Source organism: Janibacter sp. CX7, from assembly GCF_024362365.1.
Lineage (GTDB): Bacteria > Actinomycetota > Actinomycetes > Actinomycetales > Dermatophilaceae > Janibacter.
In genome coordinates, this window is sequence record NZ_CP101464.1 from 2,815,888 (window position 1) to 2,834,554 (window position 18,667).

Sequence of the window (18,667 nt, forward strand, 5' to 3'; positions counted from 1 at the left end):
GATGCGGCCCTTCGACCCACGCCTGCTGCGGGCGGTCCCGGCGACCCGCCGGCCGGTCGCCGCCCTGGCAGCCATCGGCATCGCGCAGGGCATCGCGACGATCGCGACGGCCTTCGCCCTCGCGTCCCTCGTCGTCGCGGTCGTGCGTGGGTCTGACCTGCTCGCACCGCTGGCGTGGACGGGTGGGCTCTTCGCCGCCCGCGCCCTGCTCGGGGCCCTGTCGGAGACCGTCGCGGCGCGGGCCGGCGCCGCGGTGGCGACCGGACTGCGGGAGCAGCTGCTCGCGGCCTGGGCTGCGCGTGGTGAGCGTGGACTCCCTTCGCGCACAGGGGCGTTGACGCTCGCGGTGCAGGGCACGAGCACCGTCGAGCCCTATGTCGCGAGGTACCTGCCCGCCCTCGTCGGTGCCGCCGTCGTGCCGGCCCTCGCCATCGCCTGCCTCGTCGTCGTCGACTGGCCGAGCGCGGCGATCGTCGTCGGCACGGTGTGGCTGCTGCCGCTCTTCGCGGCGCTCATCGGTGCGACGACGCAGGCCGACACGGAGCGCCGGTGGGGTGCGCTCGCCGACCTGTCGGGGCACTTCCTCGACGTCGTGCGCGGGCTGCCGACGCTCGTCGCCTACGGGCGCGCCGAGCGGCAGACCGCGACGATCGCCGAGGTGAGTCAGCGGCACCGGCGGGCGACGATGCGCACGCTGCGGCTGGCCTTCATGTCCGCCGCGGCGCTCGAGCTGCTCGCGACGATCTCGGTGGCGATCGTCGCCGTCGTCGTCGGCCTGCGCCTGACGCACGGGTCGATGGACCTGCTCGTCGGGCTCACGGCGATCCTCCTCGCACCCGAGGCCTACTGGCCGATTCGTCGGGTCGGCACGGAGTTCCACGCCGCCGCCGACGGTGCCGCCGCCCTCGACGAGATCCTCGCCGAGCTGGCACCCTCTGACCCCACAACTTCGCAAAACCCTAGGGTTTTGCAGAGTTCGAGCCCCACAACTTCGCAGGACCCTAGGGTTTTGCAGAGTTCGGGCGGCGGGTCTGCGACGGGCGAGGTCGTCTCGGTCACGGGCGTCGACTACACCCACCCCGGGGCGAAGGGGGCGACCCTCACCGGTGTCGACCTCGTCGCCGGTCGCGGCCTCACCGTCGTCACCGGGCCCTCTGGGTGCGGCAAGACGACGCTGCTCGAGGTCATCGCCGGCACCCGCACCGCCGACCGCGGCGAGGTCGTCGCCGGACCGGTGCACATGGTGACGCAGCGCCCCTTCCTCGGCGCGGGCACGCTGCGCGACAACCTGACCATCGGTGGCCCGCAGGAGTCCGCGGACCTGTGGCGGGTGCTGCGCGAGGTCGGCCTGGACGGCGTCGTCGCCGGGCTGCCCGACGGGCTCGAGACCCGGATCGGCGATGACGGCTTTGGGCTGTCAGCCGGGCAGCGCGCCCGACTCGTGCTCGCCCGCGCGATCCTCTCCCCCGCACCCGTGCTGCTGCTCGACGAGGTCACCGCGCACGTCGACGCCGACTCCGTCGCCACCCTCGGCGAGGTCATCGCCCGGCTCGCGAAGGAGCGCACGGTCATCGCCGTGACCCACCAGCCCGACCTCGTCGCCCGCGCCGACGAGCACGTCGCCCTGCGCCAGCCGGAGGTGGCCCGATGACCCGATGCACTCCCCCTTCGCCATCGGTCGCGGACACCCGTCGACCCGCTGCCGGCCGCCTGCTGCACCTGAGCCGCGGGCTCGTCGTCGCCGGGCTGCTCGGTGGGGTCGCCACCGCCGCCGGCATCGCCCTGACGACGACGTCCGGGTGGCTCATCGTCCGCGCCGACCAGCGGCCGCAGATCATGCTGCTGCTCACGGCGATCGTCGCGGTCCGCACCTTCGGCCTGGCGCGGCCGGTCTTCCGCTACTGGGAGCGGCTGCGCAGCCACGACACCGCGCTCGCCGACCTCGCCGACGCGCGGACGAGCACCTATGCCGCGCTCATCCCGCTCACGCCCGCGCGACTGGGCCGGCGCGGTCGGGCCGAGGTGCTCACCGGCGTCGTCGACGACCTGACCGACGTCGTCGAGGCCTCGGTGCGGGTCACCGTACCGGCCCTGTCGGCCCTGCTCGCCGGGGTTCTCGCCGCCGCCCTCACCGCCCTCGTCGACCCGCGGGTCGGGCTCGTGCTCGCCGCGATGCTCCTCGCCGTCGCCGGGGTGGCCGTGGTCGCCGACCGGCTCGAGTCGCGCTCCCAGACGCAGGTGCTCGCCGCCCGCGCCGAGGTCGCCCGGGTCGCGCAGCTGACCGTCGGGCAGGCCGACGAGCTGCGCGTCGTCGGCGGCACCGAGACCGCCGCTGGCTGGCTGCGCGCGGCCCACGCCGAGCTGCGGGAGAGCGTCGCCCGCCAGTCGCGGGGCCGATCGCTCTCTGCCGCAGCGGTGCTCGTCATCACCAGCCTCGCCACCCTGGCCGCCGCCGCCCTCGCAAGCACCTCCGGCGCGGACACCCCCGTGCGAGCCCTGCTCGTCCTCGCCCCCGTCGCCACGGGTGAAGCCCTCGGCGTGCTCACCGATGCCACCCGTGCCCTCGCCCGGGCCCGCGCCTGCGCCGCCCGGCTCGACGAGCTGCTCGACCAGGAGCCGGCCGTCGTGCCGCCGCCAACCCTGCAAAACCCTAGGGTCTTGCAGGGTTCTGGGCCGTCAACTCTGCAAAACCCTAGGGTCTTGCAGGGTTCTGGGTCGCGCGGGGAGCCGCGGGCGCCCCGGGCCCCGCGGGCGCCGCGGATCGAGCTGCGCGGGCTGACCGCGGGCTGGGTCGACGGCCGCACCGACCTCGGGCCGGTCGACCTTACCGTCGAGCCGGGCGAGCACATCGCCATCACCGGGCCCAACGGCAGCGGCAAGTCGACTCTGCTCGCCGTGCTCGCCCGCCACCTCGACCCGACGACCGGCAGCTACACCGTCGACGGCACCGATGCCACGACCGCGCCCCTCGACGACGTGCGGGCGCTCATGGCGATCGTCGACGACGAGCCGCACGTCTTCGCCGGCACCCTGCGGGCCAACCTGGCGCTCGCCGCACCCGAGGCGGACGACGAGGCGCTCGTCGACTCCCTTCGTCGGGCCGGTCTCGGCTGGTGGCTCGACGGCCTCGCAGACGGCCTCGACACCCGGCTCGGCACCACGGGTCGCGGCATCTCCGGCGGGGAGCGGGCGCGGCTGTCGATCGCCCGCGCCATCGCCAGCGGGCGGCCGGTCATCCTGCTCGACGAGCCCGTCGCCCACCTCGACCACCCGACCGCCGACGCCGTCATCGCGGACCTGCTGCAGCACGCCGGCGACCGGTCGGTGATCATGGTGACCCACCACGGTGTCGGCCTCGACCGCATGGACCGCACCATCACCATCGCCAGGGAAGGAGCCACCCGTGGCCAGGAATGCATCCCTCGGTGACCTCGAGCAGGCGATCATGGACGTCCTCTGGGGCGCCGACGTCGACACCGGCCTCACCGTCCGCGAGGTCCTCGCGCGCCTCACCGGCCGGGATCTCGCCTACACGACCGTCATGACGGTCCTCTCCCGCCTCGAGGCGAAGGGGGTGACCGCCCGCGAGCGCGACGGGCGCGCCTGGCGCTACCGCCCGGCCGCCAGCCGGGAGTCGCTCACCGCGGAGGCCATGCGCAGCCCGCTGCACGACCTGAGCGACCGGGAGCGGCAGGCGGCGATCCTGCACTTCCTGTCGGAGGCGAGCGCCGACGACCTGGCCGCCGTGCGCGAGGCGATGGCCGAGGTGGAGGCACGCGGCGACCGGCCACGACGGCGCCGCGGCCGGGGTGCGGCAGACTCGCACGGGTGATCGCTGCCCTGCTGCTGCTCTGCGCAGCGGCGCTCCTCACCGCTCCGCGCCTGCTCGCGCGGATCGAGCGGCTGCGCACCAGCCCCCGCGCTGCACTCCTCGTCTGGCAGTCGCTCTCCCTCTCCGCCGTGCTCTGCCTGCTCACCGCGGCACCACTGGCGCTCGTGCACCACGGGCCGCTCTGGTCCACCCCCGAGATCGTCGTCCTCGTCGTCGCCGCCGTCGCCGGGCTCGGCGTCCTCGTGCGCCTGCTGGTCAACGGGCACGACGTCGGCACCCGCATCCGCGCCGCGCGCGCCCAGCACCGGCAGCTCGTCGACCTCGTCGGCCGGCACGAGGGCGACCACACCCGGGTGCTGCCCTCGCAACGCCCCTCGGCCTACTGCCTCCCGGGCGCCGGCTCACGCCTGGTGCTCACCGAGGCCGCGCAGGCGCTGCCCGACGACCAGCTCGCCGCCGTCGTCGCCCACGAGGAGGCGCACCTGCGCTGGCGGCACGACCTCGTGCTCGAGTTCTTCACCGTGCTGCACACCGCGACCCCTCGACTGCTGCGCACCGACGCCGCGCTGCGCGAGGTCGCCCTGCTCGTCGAGGTGCTCGCCGACAGGGCGGCTCGCGAGGAGGTCGGCGAGGTCGCGCTCGGTCACGCGCTCGTCTCCCTCGCCGAGGCCGCCGGCAGCGACCTGACGCCCGGCGCCTCCCCCGGCGCCGGTGCGGCTGCTGCTCGGATCCGGCTGCTCGCCGCCGACGACCCGGCCCCGTGGCAGACCTGGGTGCTCTACGGCATCTGCGTGGCGGCCTTCGTCACGCCGCCCGTGCTCGCAGTGATGGTCGGCGTCTGAGCGCCTGACCCGGGCCGCCAACCCTGCAGGACCCTAGGGTTTTGCAGAGTTGGGCTCAGGTCCTTGCAGGCCGGACTAGTCCTGGTCGGGGCGCACCGGCCGCCAGCGGGCCGGGCCGGTCTCGTCGACCTGGGGCGGACCCCACGTGCCACCCGTCGTCGGGTGCGAGGGCGGCGGGGGCGGAGGGACGCTCCCCCGCGGCTGGCTCAGGAAGTCGCCGTGCCGGCCGGCCCGCTCCGGCGGGGGCTGCGGGATGCCGTCGGACCCCCCTTCGCGCTCCGGTGCCGGCGGGACACCGGCCGGCGCACCACCGCTCGTGCGCAGCTCGAAGTCGCGGATCGCACCGCGCTGCTCGAGCGCCTGCAGCACCTCGACCAGGCGCTGCTGCGTGCCGGCGTCGACGGGGCGGCCGGTCGCCGCGAGATAGGCGAGGACCCCGAGGTCGCGGTAGTGCTGGTCGATGTCGCCGAGCTCCCGGCTCGACGTCGCCTGGTCGAAGGCGGAGTCCGCCCGTCCGGCGAGGTTGTCGTAGCCGGCGCGTGCTCGCTCGAAGAAGCTCATCGACCGTCCTTGCGTAGGGGGGAGGCACCAGGGCCTGCAGGGGGTCAACACCCTAGAGGGCCGGCGCCTTTCGCTCTACAGTTGCCGACGAGAGGCGCCGCAGGGGACGCCCCGGACCAGGAAGACACCGTCATGCCGATCCACGGATCTTTGTTCCACGACTTCCGCGAGGAGTCGTCCACCGACCAGTTCGCACTGCAGAACAAGAAGCTGCTCAAGATCCAGATGGGCCACGGCCCGGTCATGGCGCGGACCGGCTCGATGGTCGCCTACCAGGGCGACATCCGCTTCGAGAACAAGGGCTCGGGCGGCGTCGGCAAGTTCCTCAAGCAGGCCGCCACGGGCGAGGGCGTCAAGATGATGACCTGCTCCGGCCAGGGCGAGCTCTTCGTCGCCAACGAGGCCCAGGAGATCCAGGTGATCTACCTCGAGAACGACATGATCTCGGTCAACGGCAACAACATCCTCGCCTTCAGCGCCTCCATCGAGTGGGACATCCACCGGATCCAGGCGCGCGGCGCCGCGATGACCGGCGGCCTCTACAACGTCACCCTCCGCGGCAGCGGCTACGTCGCCCTCACGACGAAGGGAGAGCCCGTCGCCCTCGACGTCGCGAGCGCCCCGACCTTCGGCGACGCGCAGGCCGTCGTCATGTGGACCGGTGGCGTCCGGATGGACATCAAGGTCGACACCGGCGGCCTGAAGTCGATGGTCCGCGGGGGCACCGGCGAGACCTTCCAGATGGCCTTCGGCGGGCAGGGGTACGTCCTCGTCCAGCCCGCGGAGTCGGTGACCGACGGGGGTCACCAGAGCTCCGGCGGCGGAGGCGGCGGGCTGAGCGACCTGCTCGGTGGCTGACCGCGAGCGGCGCTGGCCGGCGGCGCTCGGCGGATGTGCCGCCGGCGCCGCCGGCCTGCTGCTCGTGGTCGGCGCCGTCGGCCTCGCCGAGTCCGTGCTCGTCGGCGGGCAGACGCGGGAGTGGTGCGAGGAGCTCACTGACGACCCGACGGCCACCGTGCGCGAGCGGTGCGTCCGCGAGCGCGACAACGTCAACATCGTCGCGTCCGACGAGCACCTCGTGGAGTTCTACTACCGCCACACCGGCGGCGTGCGCTACGAGCCGCACCCCTGGCCGCTCTCCGGCGAGGTGGAGGTGGAGTTCGGCGACGGCGAGGTGACCCTGCGCAACGACGCGGGGATGGCGGCGACCTACCCCGACGAGGTCTTCCACGACGCGCGCTGAGCGCACTATCTGGGCAAAACCCTAGGGTTCTGTGCAGTTGGTGCGCTCAACGCACGATGACGGTCGACCCGACCGGCATGAGGTCCTCGCTCCAGATGAGGTCCATCGCCGCATTGCTCACCCGCGCGCACCCGTGCGAGGCGGGGTAGCCGGGGATCGACGCGGCACCGTGGACGGCATAGCCGCCGTAGAAGTAGCGCGGGCTGTAGAGCGTGCCGAGCGGCGCGACCTCGTTGCCGCGGTGCGTGCGGCCGACGGTGAAGGTCCCCGTCGGCGTCACCGCGACCGCCGGTCGTCCGTGCGACATGTAGGTCTCTCCCGAGGCGGTGCTCGTGTTGATGACGTAGCGGATCGAGCCGCCGCGCACGACGAGCAGCACCTGCCGCTCGAGGTCGATCTCGATGCGGTCGGCCGCCCCCTTCGGCAGCGGCGGCAGGGTGCCGGAGGCCAGGGCGTCGAGGGTCTTGCGGCCGGCGATACCGTCGCGCCCCAGACCGGCGGACTTCTGCAGCGCGAGGACGGCCTGCTCGGTGAGGTGCCCGTAGGTGCCGTCGGCGCGGCCGTTCCAGTAGCCGGCCTCGGTGAGGTCGCGCTGCAGCCGGCGCACCTGCGGTCCGCGGTCCCCCGGACGAAGGGGGTCGCTCGCGTCCCCCTTCGCCCCTGCCGTGCTCGTGGGCGACGTGCTCGACGGCGCGCTCGTCGTGGACGTGCTCGACGAGGTGGTGCTCGGCGACGTCGTACTCGACGAGGACGTCGGCCGGTCGACCGGCGCCGTGACGGTGATCGGCTGCTGCGCCACCTGGGTGCCGCAGCCGGCGAGAGTCGCCCCGGCGAGCAGCGCCACGAGCGCTGCGCGTGCGTGAGTCATAGGTCCATCCCCTGCTGTGCGGCCGGACGCCCCCTGCGCCCGGTCTCGTCATGATGGACGCACCGGGGACCGAGACGGTTGCGTGGTGTCCGGGACGTGACCGACACGTGACCGGCGCGATGCACGAGGGGTCTGGTGAGGGGTCGTGGTGAGGCATGGGACACAATCGGTGCCATGAGTGACCTCCCCACCGCCGGCGACTCCGGGTGGAGCGACCCCGACACCCTCGGCGCCATCCCCCCTGTCGTCGCGGTCACCTACTGCGGCCACTGCGGCAAGTCCGCCAACAAGGGCAACCACGTCCGCTGCCGCACGGAGCTCGACGCCCACGGCCCGACCTACTGCACGACCTGTCGACGCACCCTCACGGTGGAGCGGGCGGGCGACACCTGGACCGCGACCTGCAAGAAGCACGGCGAGTCGACCGGCACCCTCGCCGGCGCCTGACCCGGCCCTGACCGCGGGGGCGGTCAGCAGCTCGCGTCGCCCAGCAGGTCGGTGAGGGCCTGGCGAAGGGAGGCGACCTGCGCCTGGCCGATGCGCTCGGCCCACTCCTGCTCGACCTCGCCGAAGAGGCGGTGGACGACCGCCTGGGCACATTCCCCCTTCGCCGTGAGGCTGACGATGCGTGCCCGCTGGTCCTCGTCGTCGCGACCGACGGCGACGTAGCCGTTGCGCTCGAGGTGGGCGATCTGCTGACTGACCGCCTGCTTCGTCACGCCGCAGCGGTCGACGATCTCGCGGGCTCGGCGCGGGCCCTCGCCGAGGTGGCGCAGGACATTGGTCGAGTGCGCGAGGGACAGGCCCTCGATCTCGGAGGCGCGCAGCCGCGCCTCGAAGTCGGCGATGAAGGCCGCCTGCGCGCGGGCGATGAGGTTGACGAGCGGCGGCTGCCCGTCGCCACCGGCGCACGGGCCGGCCAGCGGGGAGGACAGGTCGGGAGTCATGAGCCCATGGTAAGCCATTGGTCAAGGACTTGACTTTGATCGTGGCGGACGCCCACCATGGTCAAGCACTTGACCAAACCTCCCCCCTGGAGTCCCCATGAACGTCCTCGTCCTGCTCGGCTCGCTCCGCGACGGCTCGACCAACCGCACCCTCGCCGAGGCCGCCGTCGCCCACCTGCCCGAGGGCGCGACCGCGACCTTCTTCAACAGCGGCGCCGACCTGCCCCACTACTCCGAGGACCTCGACGTCGAGGGCCGCGTCCCGCAGGTCGCGACCGAGCTGCGCGAGGCCGTGACCGCCGCCGACGCCCTCATCGTCGTCACCCCCGAGTACAACGGCACGCTCTCGAGCGTCGTCAAGAACACCATCGACTGGGCCTCCCGCCCCCGCGAGGCCGCGAGCATCCACGGCAAGCAGGCCATCGTCCTCGCCGCCTCGGGCGCCCCCTACGGTGCCGAGTGGGCCCGCAAGGACGCCGTCCGCACCCTGCAGATCGCCGGCGCGCAGGTCGTCGAGGACACCTTCGGCATCGGCGCCTCCTACGAGGCCTTCGCCGACGGCCGACTCGTCGACGGCGACGCCGACAGCCAGCTCCAGGCCCTCGTCGCGCGCCTCGCCACGCCCGTCGCCGCCTGACCCACGCCCGACCCGAAGGGGGTCGGCCTCCAGTCGGAGGTCGACCCCCTTCGCTGTAGCCCACGGACAGCGAACGGTAGGGCGCAGGAGGGTTTTGCACGAAGAGGACGAGAGTGCAAGACTGCACTTCGTGACCGAAAGTGCAACCACCCCCAGGAGCGACCGCCGCGCGGCGATCATCGCTGCGGCACAACGACTCTCGGTGGGGTGCGGGTACTCCGGCTTCACCCTCGACGACCTCGCGCAGGCCGTCGGGGTCTCCCGACGCACGCTCTTCAACCACGTCTCCTCCAAGGAGGAGGCCGTGCTCGGCATGCTCCCGGTCCTCACCGACGAGCAGGCGCAGACCCTGCGAGCCGGCGGGCCGACCGGGCACCTCGTCGACGACGTGCTCACCGTCGTCCTCGACTGCCTCGGCGCCGACACCGGCACCACGGCCGACTACCAGCAGCTCCACGACGTCATCGAGCGCAATCCGGAGCTCTTCGTCCGGGTCAAGGCGCACGTCGAGGAGCTCACCGAGCAGCTCGTGACCCACCTGTCCGAGCGTGAGGACGCCGACGACTCCCGGGCCCGCATGGCGCTGGCGATCGTCGGCGGCGTCGTGCAGCACTCGGTGGTCGAGTGCCTCGCCACGCCCTCGCTCGGCCCGCTCTCCGACCGGGCCCGCACCAACCTCACCATCGCCCGGGAGATCCTCGCCGACCCGGCGTGACCTCCCTTCGCCCCCCGTCCTCACCGACTCCGCGCCTCCGGCCCCGACGACGCGGTCACCCACCCACGCCCCTCGAAAGGCATCCCATGGCCCACGCCCTCTACCGTCTCGGACGGCTGGCGCACCGACGCTGGCCGGCCTTCCTCATCGGCTGGCTCGTCGTGCTCGTCGCCATCGGCGGCGCCGCGTCGACGCTGTCGCAGCCGATGAGCGACAAGTTCTCCATCCCCGGCATCGAGTCCGAGCAGGCACAGACCCTGCAGCAGGAGCTCTTCCCGCAGACCCAGGACGCCTTCGACCAGGCCACCGGCACGGTCGTCGTCCAGGCGCCCGCGGGCGAAAAGCTCTCGGACCCGGCGAACTCCGCCGCCGTCGACGACCTGCTCACCGAGCTGCGCGACGTGCCGCAGGTCGGGTCGGCGGACCAGTTCGTCAACCCCGTCACCGCGGCGAAGGGGGTCGAGCAGCAGCTGCTCCAGCAGGCCGAGAAGTCCGGCCAGCCGGAGGCCGTCGCCCAGGCCAATGCCGCGGCGGTCTCCCCGCTGACGGAGGACGGCCGCACCGGGCTGATCCAGTGGACCTTCGACGTCGACACCGTCACCGACGTCGAGCAGAGCACCCGTGACGACGTCACCGCCGCGGTCGACCACGCCCGCGACTCCGGCCTGACCGTCGAGGTCACCGGCACCGGCATGCAGGGCATGCCCGAGATGGGCATGACGAGCGAGCTCATCGGCATCGCCGTCGCGCTGCTCGTCCTCGTGCTCACCTTCGGCTCGCTCGTCGCCGCCGGCCTGCCGATCATCACCGCACTCGTCGGCGTCGGCACCGGCATCCTCGGCATCACCGCCGCGACCGCCTTCTTCGACCTCGGCACGACGACCCCGATCCTCGCCTCGATGCTCGGCCTCGCCGTCGGCATCGACTACGCCCTCTTCATCCTCAGCCGCTACCGCACCGAGCTGCGGCACACCGACGACCGCAGCCACGCGATCGGCCTGGCCGTGGGCCGCGCCGGCTCCGCCGTCGTCTTCGCCGGCCTGACGGTGATCATCGCGCTCGCCGCGCTCGCCGTCGTCCAGATCCCCTTCCTCACCGCGATGGGCCTGGCGGCCGCCGGCACCGTCCTCGTCGCCGTGCTCGTCGCGCTCACCCTGCTGCCGGCGATCCTCGGCGCCCTCGGCCGACGTGCCTTCGCCGGTCAGCTCCGCAAGGACAAGGCGGTCGACGAGGGCCAGCACGTCGACAACGGCGGCACCCGCTGGGCGCGCGCCATCGGCGCCCGCCCGGTCCTCGCGGCCCTGGTCGCCGTCCTCGCGCTCGGCGCCCTGGCGATCCCGGCCAAGGACCTGCACCTGACCCTGCCGACCGACTCCACCGCCGCGGCCGACACCCCGCAGCGGCGCGCCGCCGACCTCATCACCGACGGCTTCGGCGCCGGCCAGGAGGCCCGGATGATCGTCGTCGTCGACGCCCGCGAGGTCGACGAGCCGCGGCAGGCGCCGGCCGCCTACGGCAAGGTCGTCGAGTGGCTGAGCGGCTTCGACGGTGTCGCCAACGCGCAGGTGATGGCGATGAACAAGGAGGGCACCGGAGCCCAGGTCCTCGTCACCCCGACGACCGGTGCCACCGACCCCGCGACCGAGGACCTGCTCGGCGACATCCGGGCCGGCCAGGGCCAGGTCGAGAGCACCACCGGCACGACGATCGGCGTCACCGGGCTCACCGCGATCCAGACCGACGTGTCGACGAAGCTGCAGGGTGCGCTCATCCCCTACCTCGCCGTCGTCGTCGGGCTCGCCTTCGTCCTGCTCATGCTCGTCTTCCGCTCGGTGCTCGTGCCGCTCACGGCGACGCTCGGCTTCATCCTGTCGACGCTCGCGACGCTCGGCGCCACGGTGCTGATCTTCCAGGAGGGCACCTTCGGTCTCGTCGACGGCGCCCCGCTCGTGAGCTTCCTGCCGATCCTCATGATCGGCATCGTCTTCGGGCTGGCGATGGACTACCAGGTCTTCCTCGTCACCCGGATGCGGGAGGCCTACGTCCACGGGGACACCGCCCGCGAGGCCGTCGTCGACGGCTTCCGCCACGGCGCCCGGGTCGTCACCGCGGCCGCGCTCATCATGATCTCGGTCTTCGCCGCCTTCATGCTGCAGCCCGACAACCTCATCAAGTCGATGGGCTTCGCGCTCGCGGCGGCCGTCCTGCTCGACGCCTTCGTCGTGCGCATGGTCCTCATCCCCGCGCTCATGTACCTCATGGGCGACCGGGCCTGGGCCATGCCGCGCTGGCTGGACCGGATCCTGCCCAACGTCGACGTCGAAGGGGAGGCCCTCACCCAGCACACCGCGACCGGTGAGACCTCCGGTCGGGACGGCGACGACGACAACGCCGGCGGCCGGCACGGCCGCGGCTCGGGAGACCTCGTCACGGCGGGCTGATCCCCCCTTCGCCCGTCGGCCCGTGCCCCCGCACCACCGGGGGCACGGGCCGTCGGCATGCTGCCTGACCGGGAAGCTCGCCCTCCCTCCCGGGGTCACACATGCACGGTGACTAGGATCGGGCCACACCGGCCCGGAGCCGGACCCGTCCGGGCAAGGAGTGACGACGTGAAGCGCACGAAGGTGGCCGTCATGGGGGCCGGCAGCATCGGGTGCTACCTGGCGGGGTGGCTCGCTGCGGCCGCCGACGTCACGCTCGTCGGCCGACCGGCCCTCGTCGATGCCATCGGGCGCGAGGGACTCACGGTCACCGACCTCGCCGGCCGCACCCGCACCGTCCCGCCGCAGTCGCTCACTCTGGCCACGGAGCCGAGCGCCGTCGTCGGCGCCGACTACGTCCTGCTGACGACGAAGACCGTCGCCCTGACGGCGGCCACCCAGCAGATCGCGCCCTACCTGCAGCACGACTCGGTCGTCATCTCCTTCCAGAACGGCCTGCGCAATGCGAGCGCGATCGACGAGGCGCTCGCCGGCGCCTTCCCGAGTCGGGCCTCACGGCCGCTCGTGCTCTCCGGCATGGTGCCCTTCAACGTCGTGCGCACCGCTGACGCGCACTGGACCCAGACGACCTCGGGCCGACCTGTGGCCAAGGACCACCCGCGGATCGACCCCTTCGTCCGGGTCGCGCAGGGCGGCGGGCTGCGGGTCGAGGTCGACCCCGACATGCGGGCGGTGCTCTTCGGCAAGCTGCTGCTCAACCTCAACAACGCGGTCAACGCGCTCACCGGGCTGCCCCTGGCCGTCGAGCTGCGCGATCGCGACTGCCGGCACGTCCTCGCCGCCTGCCAGGACGAGGCGCTCACCCTCGCCCGCCGCGTCGGCGTGACGCCCAAGCGCATGACGCCGCTGCCCGCCGCCGCGATGCCGACGCTGCTGCGCTCGCCGACCCCCGTCTTCACCAACCTCGCCCGCGCCACGCTCAAGGTCGCGCCGACGGCGCGCTCGTCGATGGCCGACGACCTCGACGCCGGGCGACCCACCGAGATCGACGAGCTGCAGGGCTTCGTCGTCCAGCTCGGTGCCGACCACGGCGCCGCCGCGCCGGTGTCCGCACGCATCGTCGACCTCGTCCGCGAGGCCGAGGCCGCCGGACCGGACCGGCACCGCTGGACGGGCGCGCAGCTGCGCCGGGCGGTGGGCCTGTGACCCCCGCCGGAGAGGATGCCGCCATGGACCCCTACCGCGTCACCGTCGTGTGCACGGGCAACATCTGCCGCTCCCCCATGGCCGAGTGGCTGCTGCGTGAGGCCCTCGAGCAGGCGGGTCTGGGCGAGCGGGTCCTCGTCGACTCGGCCGGCACCACCGCGTGGGAGAAGGGCAACCCCGCCGACCCGCGCACCATCGCCGCGATGCACCGCCACGGTCACACCGGCGACTACTCCGGGCACCGCGCCCGGGTCTTCGACAAGCGATGGTTCGACGAGGTCGACCTCGTGCTCGCCGCCGACCACGGCCACTACACAGTGCTGCGCCGGCTCGCGGGCGATCGCGCCGCCAAGGACGGCATCCGGATGATCCGCGCCTTCGACCCCGCGGGGCTCAAGGGCGACGACCTGGCGATCGACGACCCCTGGTACGGCGACGACAGCGACTTCGACCGCACCTACGAGGAGATCTCGGCAGCGGTCGACGGCATCGTCGAGCACGTCCGCGGCCAGCTGGGCGACGCTCCCTGAGGTGCGACGCAGGAGCCTCGAAGGGCGGCACGCAGACATGGGCGACGGGCGCCGACTCCCCTGAAGAGTCGACGCCCGCCACGTGTGTGCGGCGCTCGTCAGGCGCCGGGCCGGTGCTGCTCAGGCACCGTTGGTCGCGGTCAGACCCGCCTTGACCGAGCACACGGGCCAGGCGCCCGGGCCCTGCTCGGCGAGGACCTTCTGCGCGATCTCGACCTGCTGCTCCGGCGTGGCCTGGTCGGCCGTCGCGGCGTACTGGTCGCCGCCGTAGGCCAGCCACGTGTCGGGGCTGAACTGCAGCCCGCCGTAGTAGCCGTTGCCGGTGTTGATGCTCCAGTCACCGCCGGACTCGCACTCGGCGACCGCGTCCCACACGGACGGGTAGCTGCCGGCGGTCGTGCCGTCGGTGTCCGTCGTGGTGTCGGTCGTAGTGGTGTCGGCGGTCGTGTCCGTCGTCGTGTCGACGGTCTCGACCGGAGCCTCCTCGACGGGTGCCTCCTCGACCGGGGTCTCCTCGGCGGGTGCCTCGCGCAGCAGCGCGCTGTTGTCGGAGGCGTGCTCGAGGGCCTGGTCGGACGCGTGCTCCGCGCCCTGGCCCTGCGTGGAGGGCAGGCCGGTGTGGCCGTGCGCCTCACCGGCGGGCTGGGCCTGCTCGCTGGCGTGCCCGGCGTTGGGGCCCTGGGCGGCCATGGCGGTGCCGGTGCCGGCCACGGTCAGCAGGCCGGCGGCGGCGAGCGCCTGGGCGGCGCGGCGGGTGGTGCTGTGACGGGTGGTGGCCATTGGTGATGACTCCTCCTCGTCTCGGGACGCGGCCCCGTCGAGGGCCACGAGCGATCAGGTGACCGCATCGGTCGTGCCGGCGGACGGTGCCCGCCGGGCCGTCGCACACCGTAGACACAGACGGGGGGAAGATCTCAAATCGGTAACGGCTCCGCCCGGGGTGACGAAGGGGGGTGCCCGGCCCCTGGTCGAGGTGACGGGCACCCCCTTCGCCTCTGGGAGGATGGGGGTCATGCAGAGCCTCGCTGACGCCACGCCCCAGATCGCCCTCGGCGCGCTCGACGGCCGCTACCGGCCCGCCGTCTCGCCCCTCATCGACCACCTGAGCGAGCCCGCGCTCAACCGCATGCGGGTGCACGTGGAGGTGGAGTGGCTCATCCACCTGACCTCGCAGCAGGTCGTGCCCGGTGTGCGCGCCCTCACCGAGGACGAGCAGGCGGCGCTGCGGCAGGTCGTCGAGGACTTCGGCCCCGAGGACATCGCCGAGCTCGGCGCGACCGAGAAGGTCACCCAGCACGACGTCAAGGCCGTCGAGTACTTCCTCAAGGAGCGCCTGCGCAAGATCGCGCCGGCTCCCGAGGACGCCGGCCTGTCGGAGCTCATCCACTTCTGCTGCACGAGCGAGGACATCAACAACCTCGCCTACGCCCTCATGGTCCAGGGGGCCGTCGAGGAGGTCTGGCTGCCGCGCGCCGCCGACCTCGCCGAGGCCGTCGCGGCGATGGCCGTCGACCTGCGCGACGTGCCGCTCCTCTCGCACACCCACGGCCAGCCGGCGACCCCGACGACGATGGGCAAGGAGCTCGCCGTCCTCGCGCACCGCCTGATGCGCCAGCTGCGGCGGATCCAGCACGACGAGTACCTCGGCAAGATCAACGGCGCGACCGGCACCTTCGGCGCCCACCTGGCCGCCGTGCCCGAGGCCGACTGGCTGGAGATCTCGCGCACCTTCGTCGAGGGCCTCGGCCTGACGTGGAACCCCCTGACGACGCAGATCGAGTCGCACGACTGGCAGGCCGAGGTCTACGCCGACATCGCCCGCTTCAACCGCGTGCTGCACAACCTGTGCACCGACGTGTGGACCTACATCTCGATGGGCTACTTCGCCCAGGTCCGCGGTCAGGGCACCGTCGGGTCGAGCACGATGCCGCACAAGGTCAACCCGATCCGCTTCGAAAATGCGGAGGCCAACCTCGAGGTGAGCAATGCGCTCCTCGACGTGCTCGCCTCCACGCTCGTCACCTCGCGCCTGCAGCGCGACCTCACCGACAGCTCGATGCAGCGCAACATCGGCACCGCCCTGGGCCACTCGCTGCTCGCGATCGACAACGCCGGCCGCGGCCTCGCCGGGCTCGACGCCGTGCCCGAGGCCATGGCCGCCGACCTCGACGGCAACTGGGAGGTGCTCGGCGAGCCGATCCAGTCGGTCATGCGGGCCCTCGGCGCGCAGGGCGTGCCCGGCATGGAGGAGCCCTACGAGCGGCTCAAGGAGCTCACCCGCGGTCAGCGCATCGGCCAGCCCGAGCTCGTCGAGTTCGTCCGCGGGCTCGGCCTGCCGGCCGAGGTCGAGGAGCGGGTCGCGGCGATGACCCCGGCGACCTACATCGGCATCGCACCGCAGCTGGTCGACCTGCTCGACTGAGCTGCTCTCTCCCGACGCACCCACACGGCGGGGCCCACCACCACACCCTGCAGGACCCTGGGGTCCTGCAGGGTGTGTGCGTGTCCGCGCGGACCCTGGGGCGCGGGCCGTGGTGACCCCCGGGTACGACGACCACTACGGCTCCAGCGAAGGGCGAAGAGCCCCGGTACGACGGGAGCCGGCCGCCGTCACGCGTGGCGAGTGGTCGTCATACCCGCGAGTCACGACGCTGCGGGCGGGCCGGCGAGAACCCTCAGCCCCTCTCCTCGTCGTCGGCCATCCGCCCGGACCCGGGCCACCAGATGCGGTTGCCCAGGTCGGTGGCGAGCGCCGGCACGAGGACCGAGCGGGTGACGAGGGTGTCGAGCAGCACGCCGAAGGCGACGATGAAGGCGATCTGCGCGAGGAAGAGCAGCGGGATCACCCACAGGGCGGAGAAGGTCGCGGCGAGGACGACGCCGGCGCTGGTGATGACCCCGCCCGTGACCGCGACGGCCCGGCGCACCCCACGGCGGGTCCCGACGTGCAGCGACTCCTCCCGCGCACGCGTCATGAGGAAGATCGAGTAGTCGACAGCGAGGGCGACGAGGAAGACGAACCCGAGCACGGGTGTCGAGGGGTCGGCGCCCGGCTGGTCGAGGACGCGGGTGAAGAGCACCGCCGAGACCCCGAGGGTCGCGGCGAAGGTCAGCACGTTGACCACGACGAGCAGCACCGCCGCCGCGACCGACCGCAGCAGGGCCATGAGCACGAGGGTGACGACGAGCAGGATCGCGGGCACGACGACGCGGTAGTCGCGGATGCTCGCGTCGTCGGTGTCGACCGCGGTCGCGGTCGCGCCCCCGACGATGATGTCGGGGTCGACGTCGTGGAGCCCGGCGCGCAGGTCGCGGACGACGTCGCGCGCCTCGGGCGACTCGGACCCGACGGTCAGGGTTGCCGAGAGCAGGGTCGACCCCGACCCCGTCGTCGACTCCTGCGAGCGGATCTGCCCCGAGACGTCGTCGTGGTCGGCGAGGACCCCCTTCGCCTCGCGGACGGCCGCGTCGGGGACGACGACCTGGACGGGCCGCTGGTCTCCCCCGTCGAAGTGCCGGTCGAGGACGCGCTGACCGTCGACGGACTCAACGTCGGTCGTGAAGAACTGTGCCTGCGTGATGCCCTGGGTCGGGAAGGTGAGCGCCGCAGCCGCGGCGACGAGCAGCACGGCGGTCGTCACGACCCAGGTGATGCGGGGACGGGACGTCACGCGACGCGCCACACCGGACCAGAGCCGGTGCTGCGGGCGCGTGCCGCGTCGGGGCACGGACGGCCAGAAGGCGGCCCGGCCCAGCAGCGCGAGGGCCGCGGGGAGCAGGGTGAGCGAGGCGGTCATCGCCCCGGCGATGCCGAGGGCACCGACCGGCCCGAGGCCGGCGATGTTGCCGAGGTCGGACAAGAGCAGGCAGAGCAGGCCCGCGATGACGGTGCCGCCACTGGCCGCGACCGGCCCCAGGGTCTGGCGCCACGCGATGCGCAGGGCCGGCAGCGGGTCGGCCGCGTGCAGCTCCTCGCGGTAGCGCGCGACGAGCAGCAGCGAGTAGTCGGTCGCGGCGCCGACGACGAGGATGAAGAGGATGCCCTGGCTCTGGCCCGAGAGCTGGATCCAGTCGGCGGCGGCCATCGGGTGGATGAGCAGTGCCGCGAGCGCGAGCCCGAAGATGCTCGTGAGGAGCACGACGAAGGGGAGGACCGGGCTGCGGTAGACGACGAGCAGGATGACGAGCACGACGGCGAGGGTGACGAGGAGCAGCAGCCCGTCGATGCCGGCGAAGGCCTCGCCGAGGTCGGCGGCGAAGCCCGCCGGGCCGGTCACCGCCACCGTGGCCTTGTCGACGTCCGGGGCCAGGCTGCCCCGCAGGTCGTCGACGAGCAGGTCGGAGATGCTCGTCTCGTCGACGGTCTCCTCGACGGCCGCTGCGTCGAGGCTGAGGACGACGATCGCCGCGTCGCCGTCCTCCGACGGGATCACCGGGATCCGTTGGGCGGCAAGGTAGTCCGCCACCGTCCCCGGCGCGGAGTCCAGCTGCTGACGCGGCAGCCGCTCGGCCCAGTCGCCGAGCTCGGCGAGCTGGTCACGCCTCAGCCCACCCTCGGCCTCCACGGCCACGATGAGCGGCAGCGTGGAATCGGCCTCGAAGTCCGGGAGCTGCTCGGCCACGCGGGTCGACTCGGCGGACTGCGGGAGGAAGGAGGCCTGGTCGTTGTCCTGCACGCTCGACAGCTGGCCGACGAGCGGCCCGCCCACCGCCCCCACGGCGAACCAGAGCACGATGACGAGGCCGGCGAGGAGGCGGGGCAGCACGCTGGGGCGCGAGAGGGAGGACATGCCCAAACCTTAGACGAACATTGGACACAACTCTACGGTCGGCCCAACCCTGCAA

Annotated in this window: 18 protein-coding genes; 13 read left to right on the forward strand and 5 right to left on the reverse strand. The window is 73.0% G+C overall.

Annotated elements, in window-relative coordinates:
- Position 1 precedes the first annotated feature (1 nt).
- From cydD to NMQ01_RS13880, 4 genes are read left to right on the forward strand one after another with little or no spacing between them, the layout of a single operon-like run.
- Positions 2–1,651 (forward strand): thiol reductant ABC exporter subunit CydD, encoded by a 1,650-nt coding sequence (gene cydD, locus NMQ01_RS13865; protein ID WP_255184493.1) that lies wholly within the window; start codon positions 2–4, stop codon positions 1,649–1,651.
- On the forward strand, positions 1,648–3,429 hold the full coding sequence (cydC, locus tag NMQ01_RS13870) for a thiol reductant ABC exporter subunit CydC (protein ID WP_255184494.1): 1,782 nt from the start codon (positions 1,648–1,650) through the stop codon (positions 3,427–3,429). The genes cydD and cydC overlap by 4 nt, the downstream gene beginning before the upstream one ends.
- A complete protein-coding gene (locus tag NMQ01_RS13875) occupies positions 3,404–3,832 on the forward strand; it encodes a BlaI/MecI/CopY family transcriptional regulator (protein WP_255184495.1) in 429 nt (142 codons plus the stop codon). The genes cydC and NMQ01_RS13875 overlap by 26 nt, the downstream gene beginning before the upstream one ends.
- Complete coding sequence (locus NMQ01_RS13880) at positions 3,829–4,674, forward strand: M56 family metallopeptidase (protein WP_255184496.1); 846 nt, start codon at positions 3,829–3,831, stop codon at positions 4,672–4,674. Before NMQ01_RS13875 ends, NMQ01_RS13880 begins: the two co-directional genes overlap by 4 nt.
- A gap of 75 nt (positions 4,675–4,749) precedes the next feature.
- On the opposite strand, the gene NMQ01_RS13885 is transcribed toward NMQ01_RS13880, so the two are convergent.
- The gene (locus tag NMQ01_RS13885) at positions 4,750–5,235 is read right to left on the reverse strand and encodes a hypothetical protein (RefSeq protein ID WP_255184497.1); all 486 of its coding nucleotides are present in this window, start codon (positions 5,233–5,235) and stop codon (positions 4,750–4,752) included.
- A 132-nt stretch (positions 5,236–5,367) separates the two neighbouring features.
- Here NMQ01_RS13885 and NMQ01_RS13890 point away from each other — a divergent pair, with 132 nt between their 5' ends.
- Both NMQ01_RS13890 and NMQ01_RS13895 read left to right on the forward strand, forming a co-directional pair.
- Positions 5,368–6,093, forward strand: coding sequence for an AIM24 family protein (locus NMQ01_RS13890; RefSeq protein WP_255184498.1), 726 nt, complete (start codon positions 5,368–5,370; stop codon positions 6,091–6,093).
- Positions 6,086–6,478 carry a hypothetical protein gene (locus tag NMQ01_RS13895; protein ID WP_255184499.1) on the forward strand — a complete coding sequence of 131 codons (393 nt, stop codon included), beginning with the start codon at positions 6,086–6,088 and terminating at the stop codon, positions 6,476–6,478. The genes NMQ01_RS13890 and NMQ01_RS13895 overlap by 8 nt, the downstream gene beginning before the upstream one ends.
- A 46-nt stretch (positions 6,479–6,524) precedes the next feature.
- Here NMQ01_RS13895 and NMQ01_RS13900 read toward each other — a convergent pair whose 3' ends face one another.
- Positions 6,525–7,346 carry a L,D-transpeptidase family protein gene (locus tag NMQ01_RS13900; protein ID WP_255184500.1) on the reverse strand — a complete coding sequence of 274 codons (822 nt, stop codon included), beginning with the start codon at positions 7,344–7,346 and terminating at the stop codon, positions 6,525–6,527.
- A 174-nt stretch (positions 7,347–7,520) separates the two neighbouring features.
- Here NMQ01_RS13900 and NMQ01_RS13905 point away from each other — a divergent pair, with 174 nt between their 5' ends.
- A complete protein-coding gene (locus tag NMQ01_RS13905; RefSeq protein WP_255184501.1) occupies positions 7,521–7,793 on the forward strand; it encodes a hypothetical protein in 273 nt (90 codons plus the stop codon).
- 23 nt (positions 7,794–7,816) lie between these two features.
- Here NMQ01_RS13905 and NMQ01_RS13910 read toward each other — a convergent pair whose 3' ends face one another.
- Positions 7,817–8,293 (reverse strand): MarR family winged helix-turn-helix transcriptional regulator, encoded by a 477-nt coding sequence (locus NMQ01_RS13910; RefSeq protein WP_255184502.1) that lies wholly within the window; start codon positions 8,291–8,293, stop codon positions 7,817–7,819.
- Between the two features lie 97 nt (positions 8,294–8,390).
- Between NMQ01_RS13910 and NMQ01_RS13915 the strand changes: the two genes are divergently transcribed.
- The 5 genes from NMQ01_RS13915 (at position 8,391) to NMQ01_RS13935 (ending at position 13,822) form a co-directional block, all read left to right on the forward strand.
- On the forward strand, positions 8,391–8,930 hold the full coding sequence (locus tag NMQ01_RS13915; RefSeq protein ID WP_255184503.1) for an NADPH-dependent FMN reductase: 540 nt from the start codon (positions 8,391–8,393) through the stop codon (positions 8,928–8,930).
- A gap of 130 nt (positions 8,931–9,060) precedes the next feature.
- The gene (locus tag NMQ01_RS13920) at positions 9,061–9,645 is read left to right on the forward strand and encodes a TetR/AcrR family transcriptional regulator (protein WP_255184504.1); all 585 of its coding nucleotides are present in this window, start codon (positions 9,061–9,063) and stop codon (positions 9,643–9,645) included.
- Positions 9,646–9,731: 86 nt separating this feature from the next.
- Positions 9,732–12,086, forward strand: coding sequence for an MMPL family transporter (locus NMQ01_RS13925; RefSeq protein ID WP_255184505.1), 2,355 nt, complete (start codon positions 9,732–9,734; stop codon positions 12,084–12,086).
- A gap of 168 nt (positions 12,087–12,254) precedes the next feature.
- Positions 12,255–13,292, forward strand: a complete 1,038-nt coding sequence (locus tag NMQ01_RS13930) for a 2-dehydropantoate 2-reductase (protein ID WP_255184506.1) — start codon at positions 12,255–12,257, stop codon at positions 13,290–13,292.
- Positions 13,293–13,315: 23 nt separating this feature from the next.
- Positions 13,316–13,822, forward strand: a complete 507-nt coding sequence (locus tag NMQ01_RS13935; RefSeq protein ID WP_255184507.1) for a low molecular weight protein-tyrosine-phosphatase — start codon at positions 13,316–13,318, stop codon at positions 13,820–13,822.
- Between the two features lie 120 nt (positions 13,823–13,942).
- Here the strand turns inward: NMQ01_RS13935 and NMQ01_RS15920 are convergent, their stop codons facing one another.
- Positions 13,943–14,602, reverse strand: a complete 660-nt coding sequence (locus NMQ01_RS15920) for a transglycosylase family protein (RefSeq protein ID WP_303707925.1) — start codon at positions 14,600–14,602, stop codon at positions 13,943–13,945.
- 232 nt (positions 14,603–14,834) lie between these two features.
- Here NMQ01_RS15920 and purB point away from each other — a divergent pair, with 232 nt between their 5' ends.
- The gene (gene purB / locus NMQ01_RS13945; RefSeq protein WP_255184508.1) at positions 14,835–16,244 is read left to right on the forward strand and encodes an adenylosuccinate lyase; all 1,410 of its coding nucleotides are present in this window, start codon (positions 14,835–14,837) and stop codon (positions 16,242–16,244) included.
- Positions 16,245–16,497: 253 nt separating this feature from the next.
- On the opposite strand, the gene NMQ01_RS13950 is transcribed toward purB, so the two are convergent.
- Complete coding sequence (locus NMQ01_RS13950; protein WP_255184509.1) at positions 16,498–18,612, reverse strand: MMPL family transporter; 2,115 nt, start codon at positions 18,610–18,612, stop codon at positions 16,498–16,500.
- Positions 18,613–18,667 lie beyond the last annotated feature (55 nt).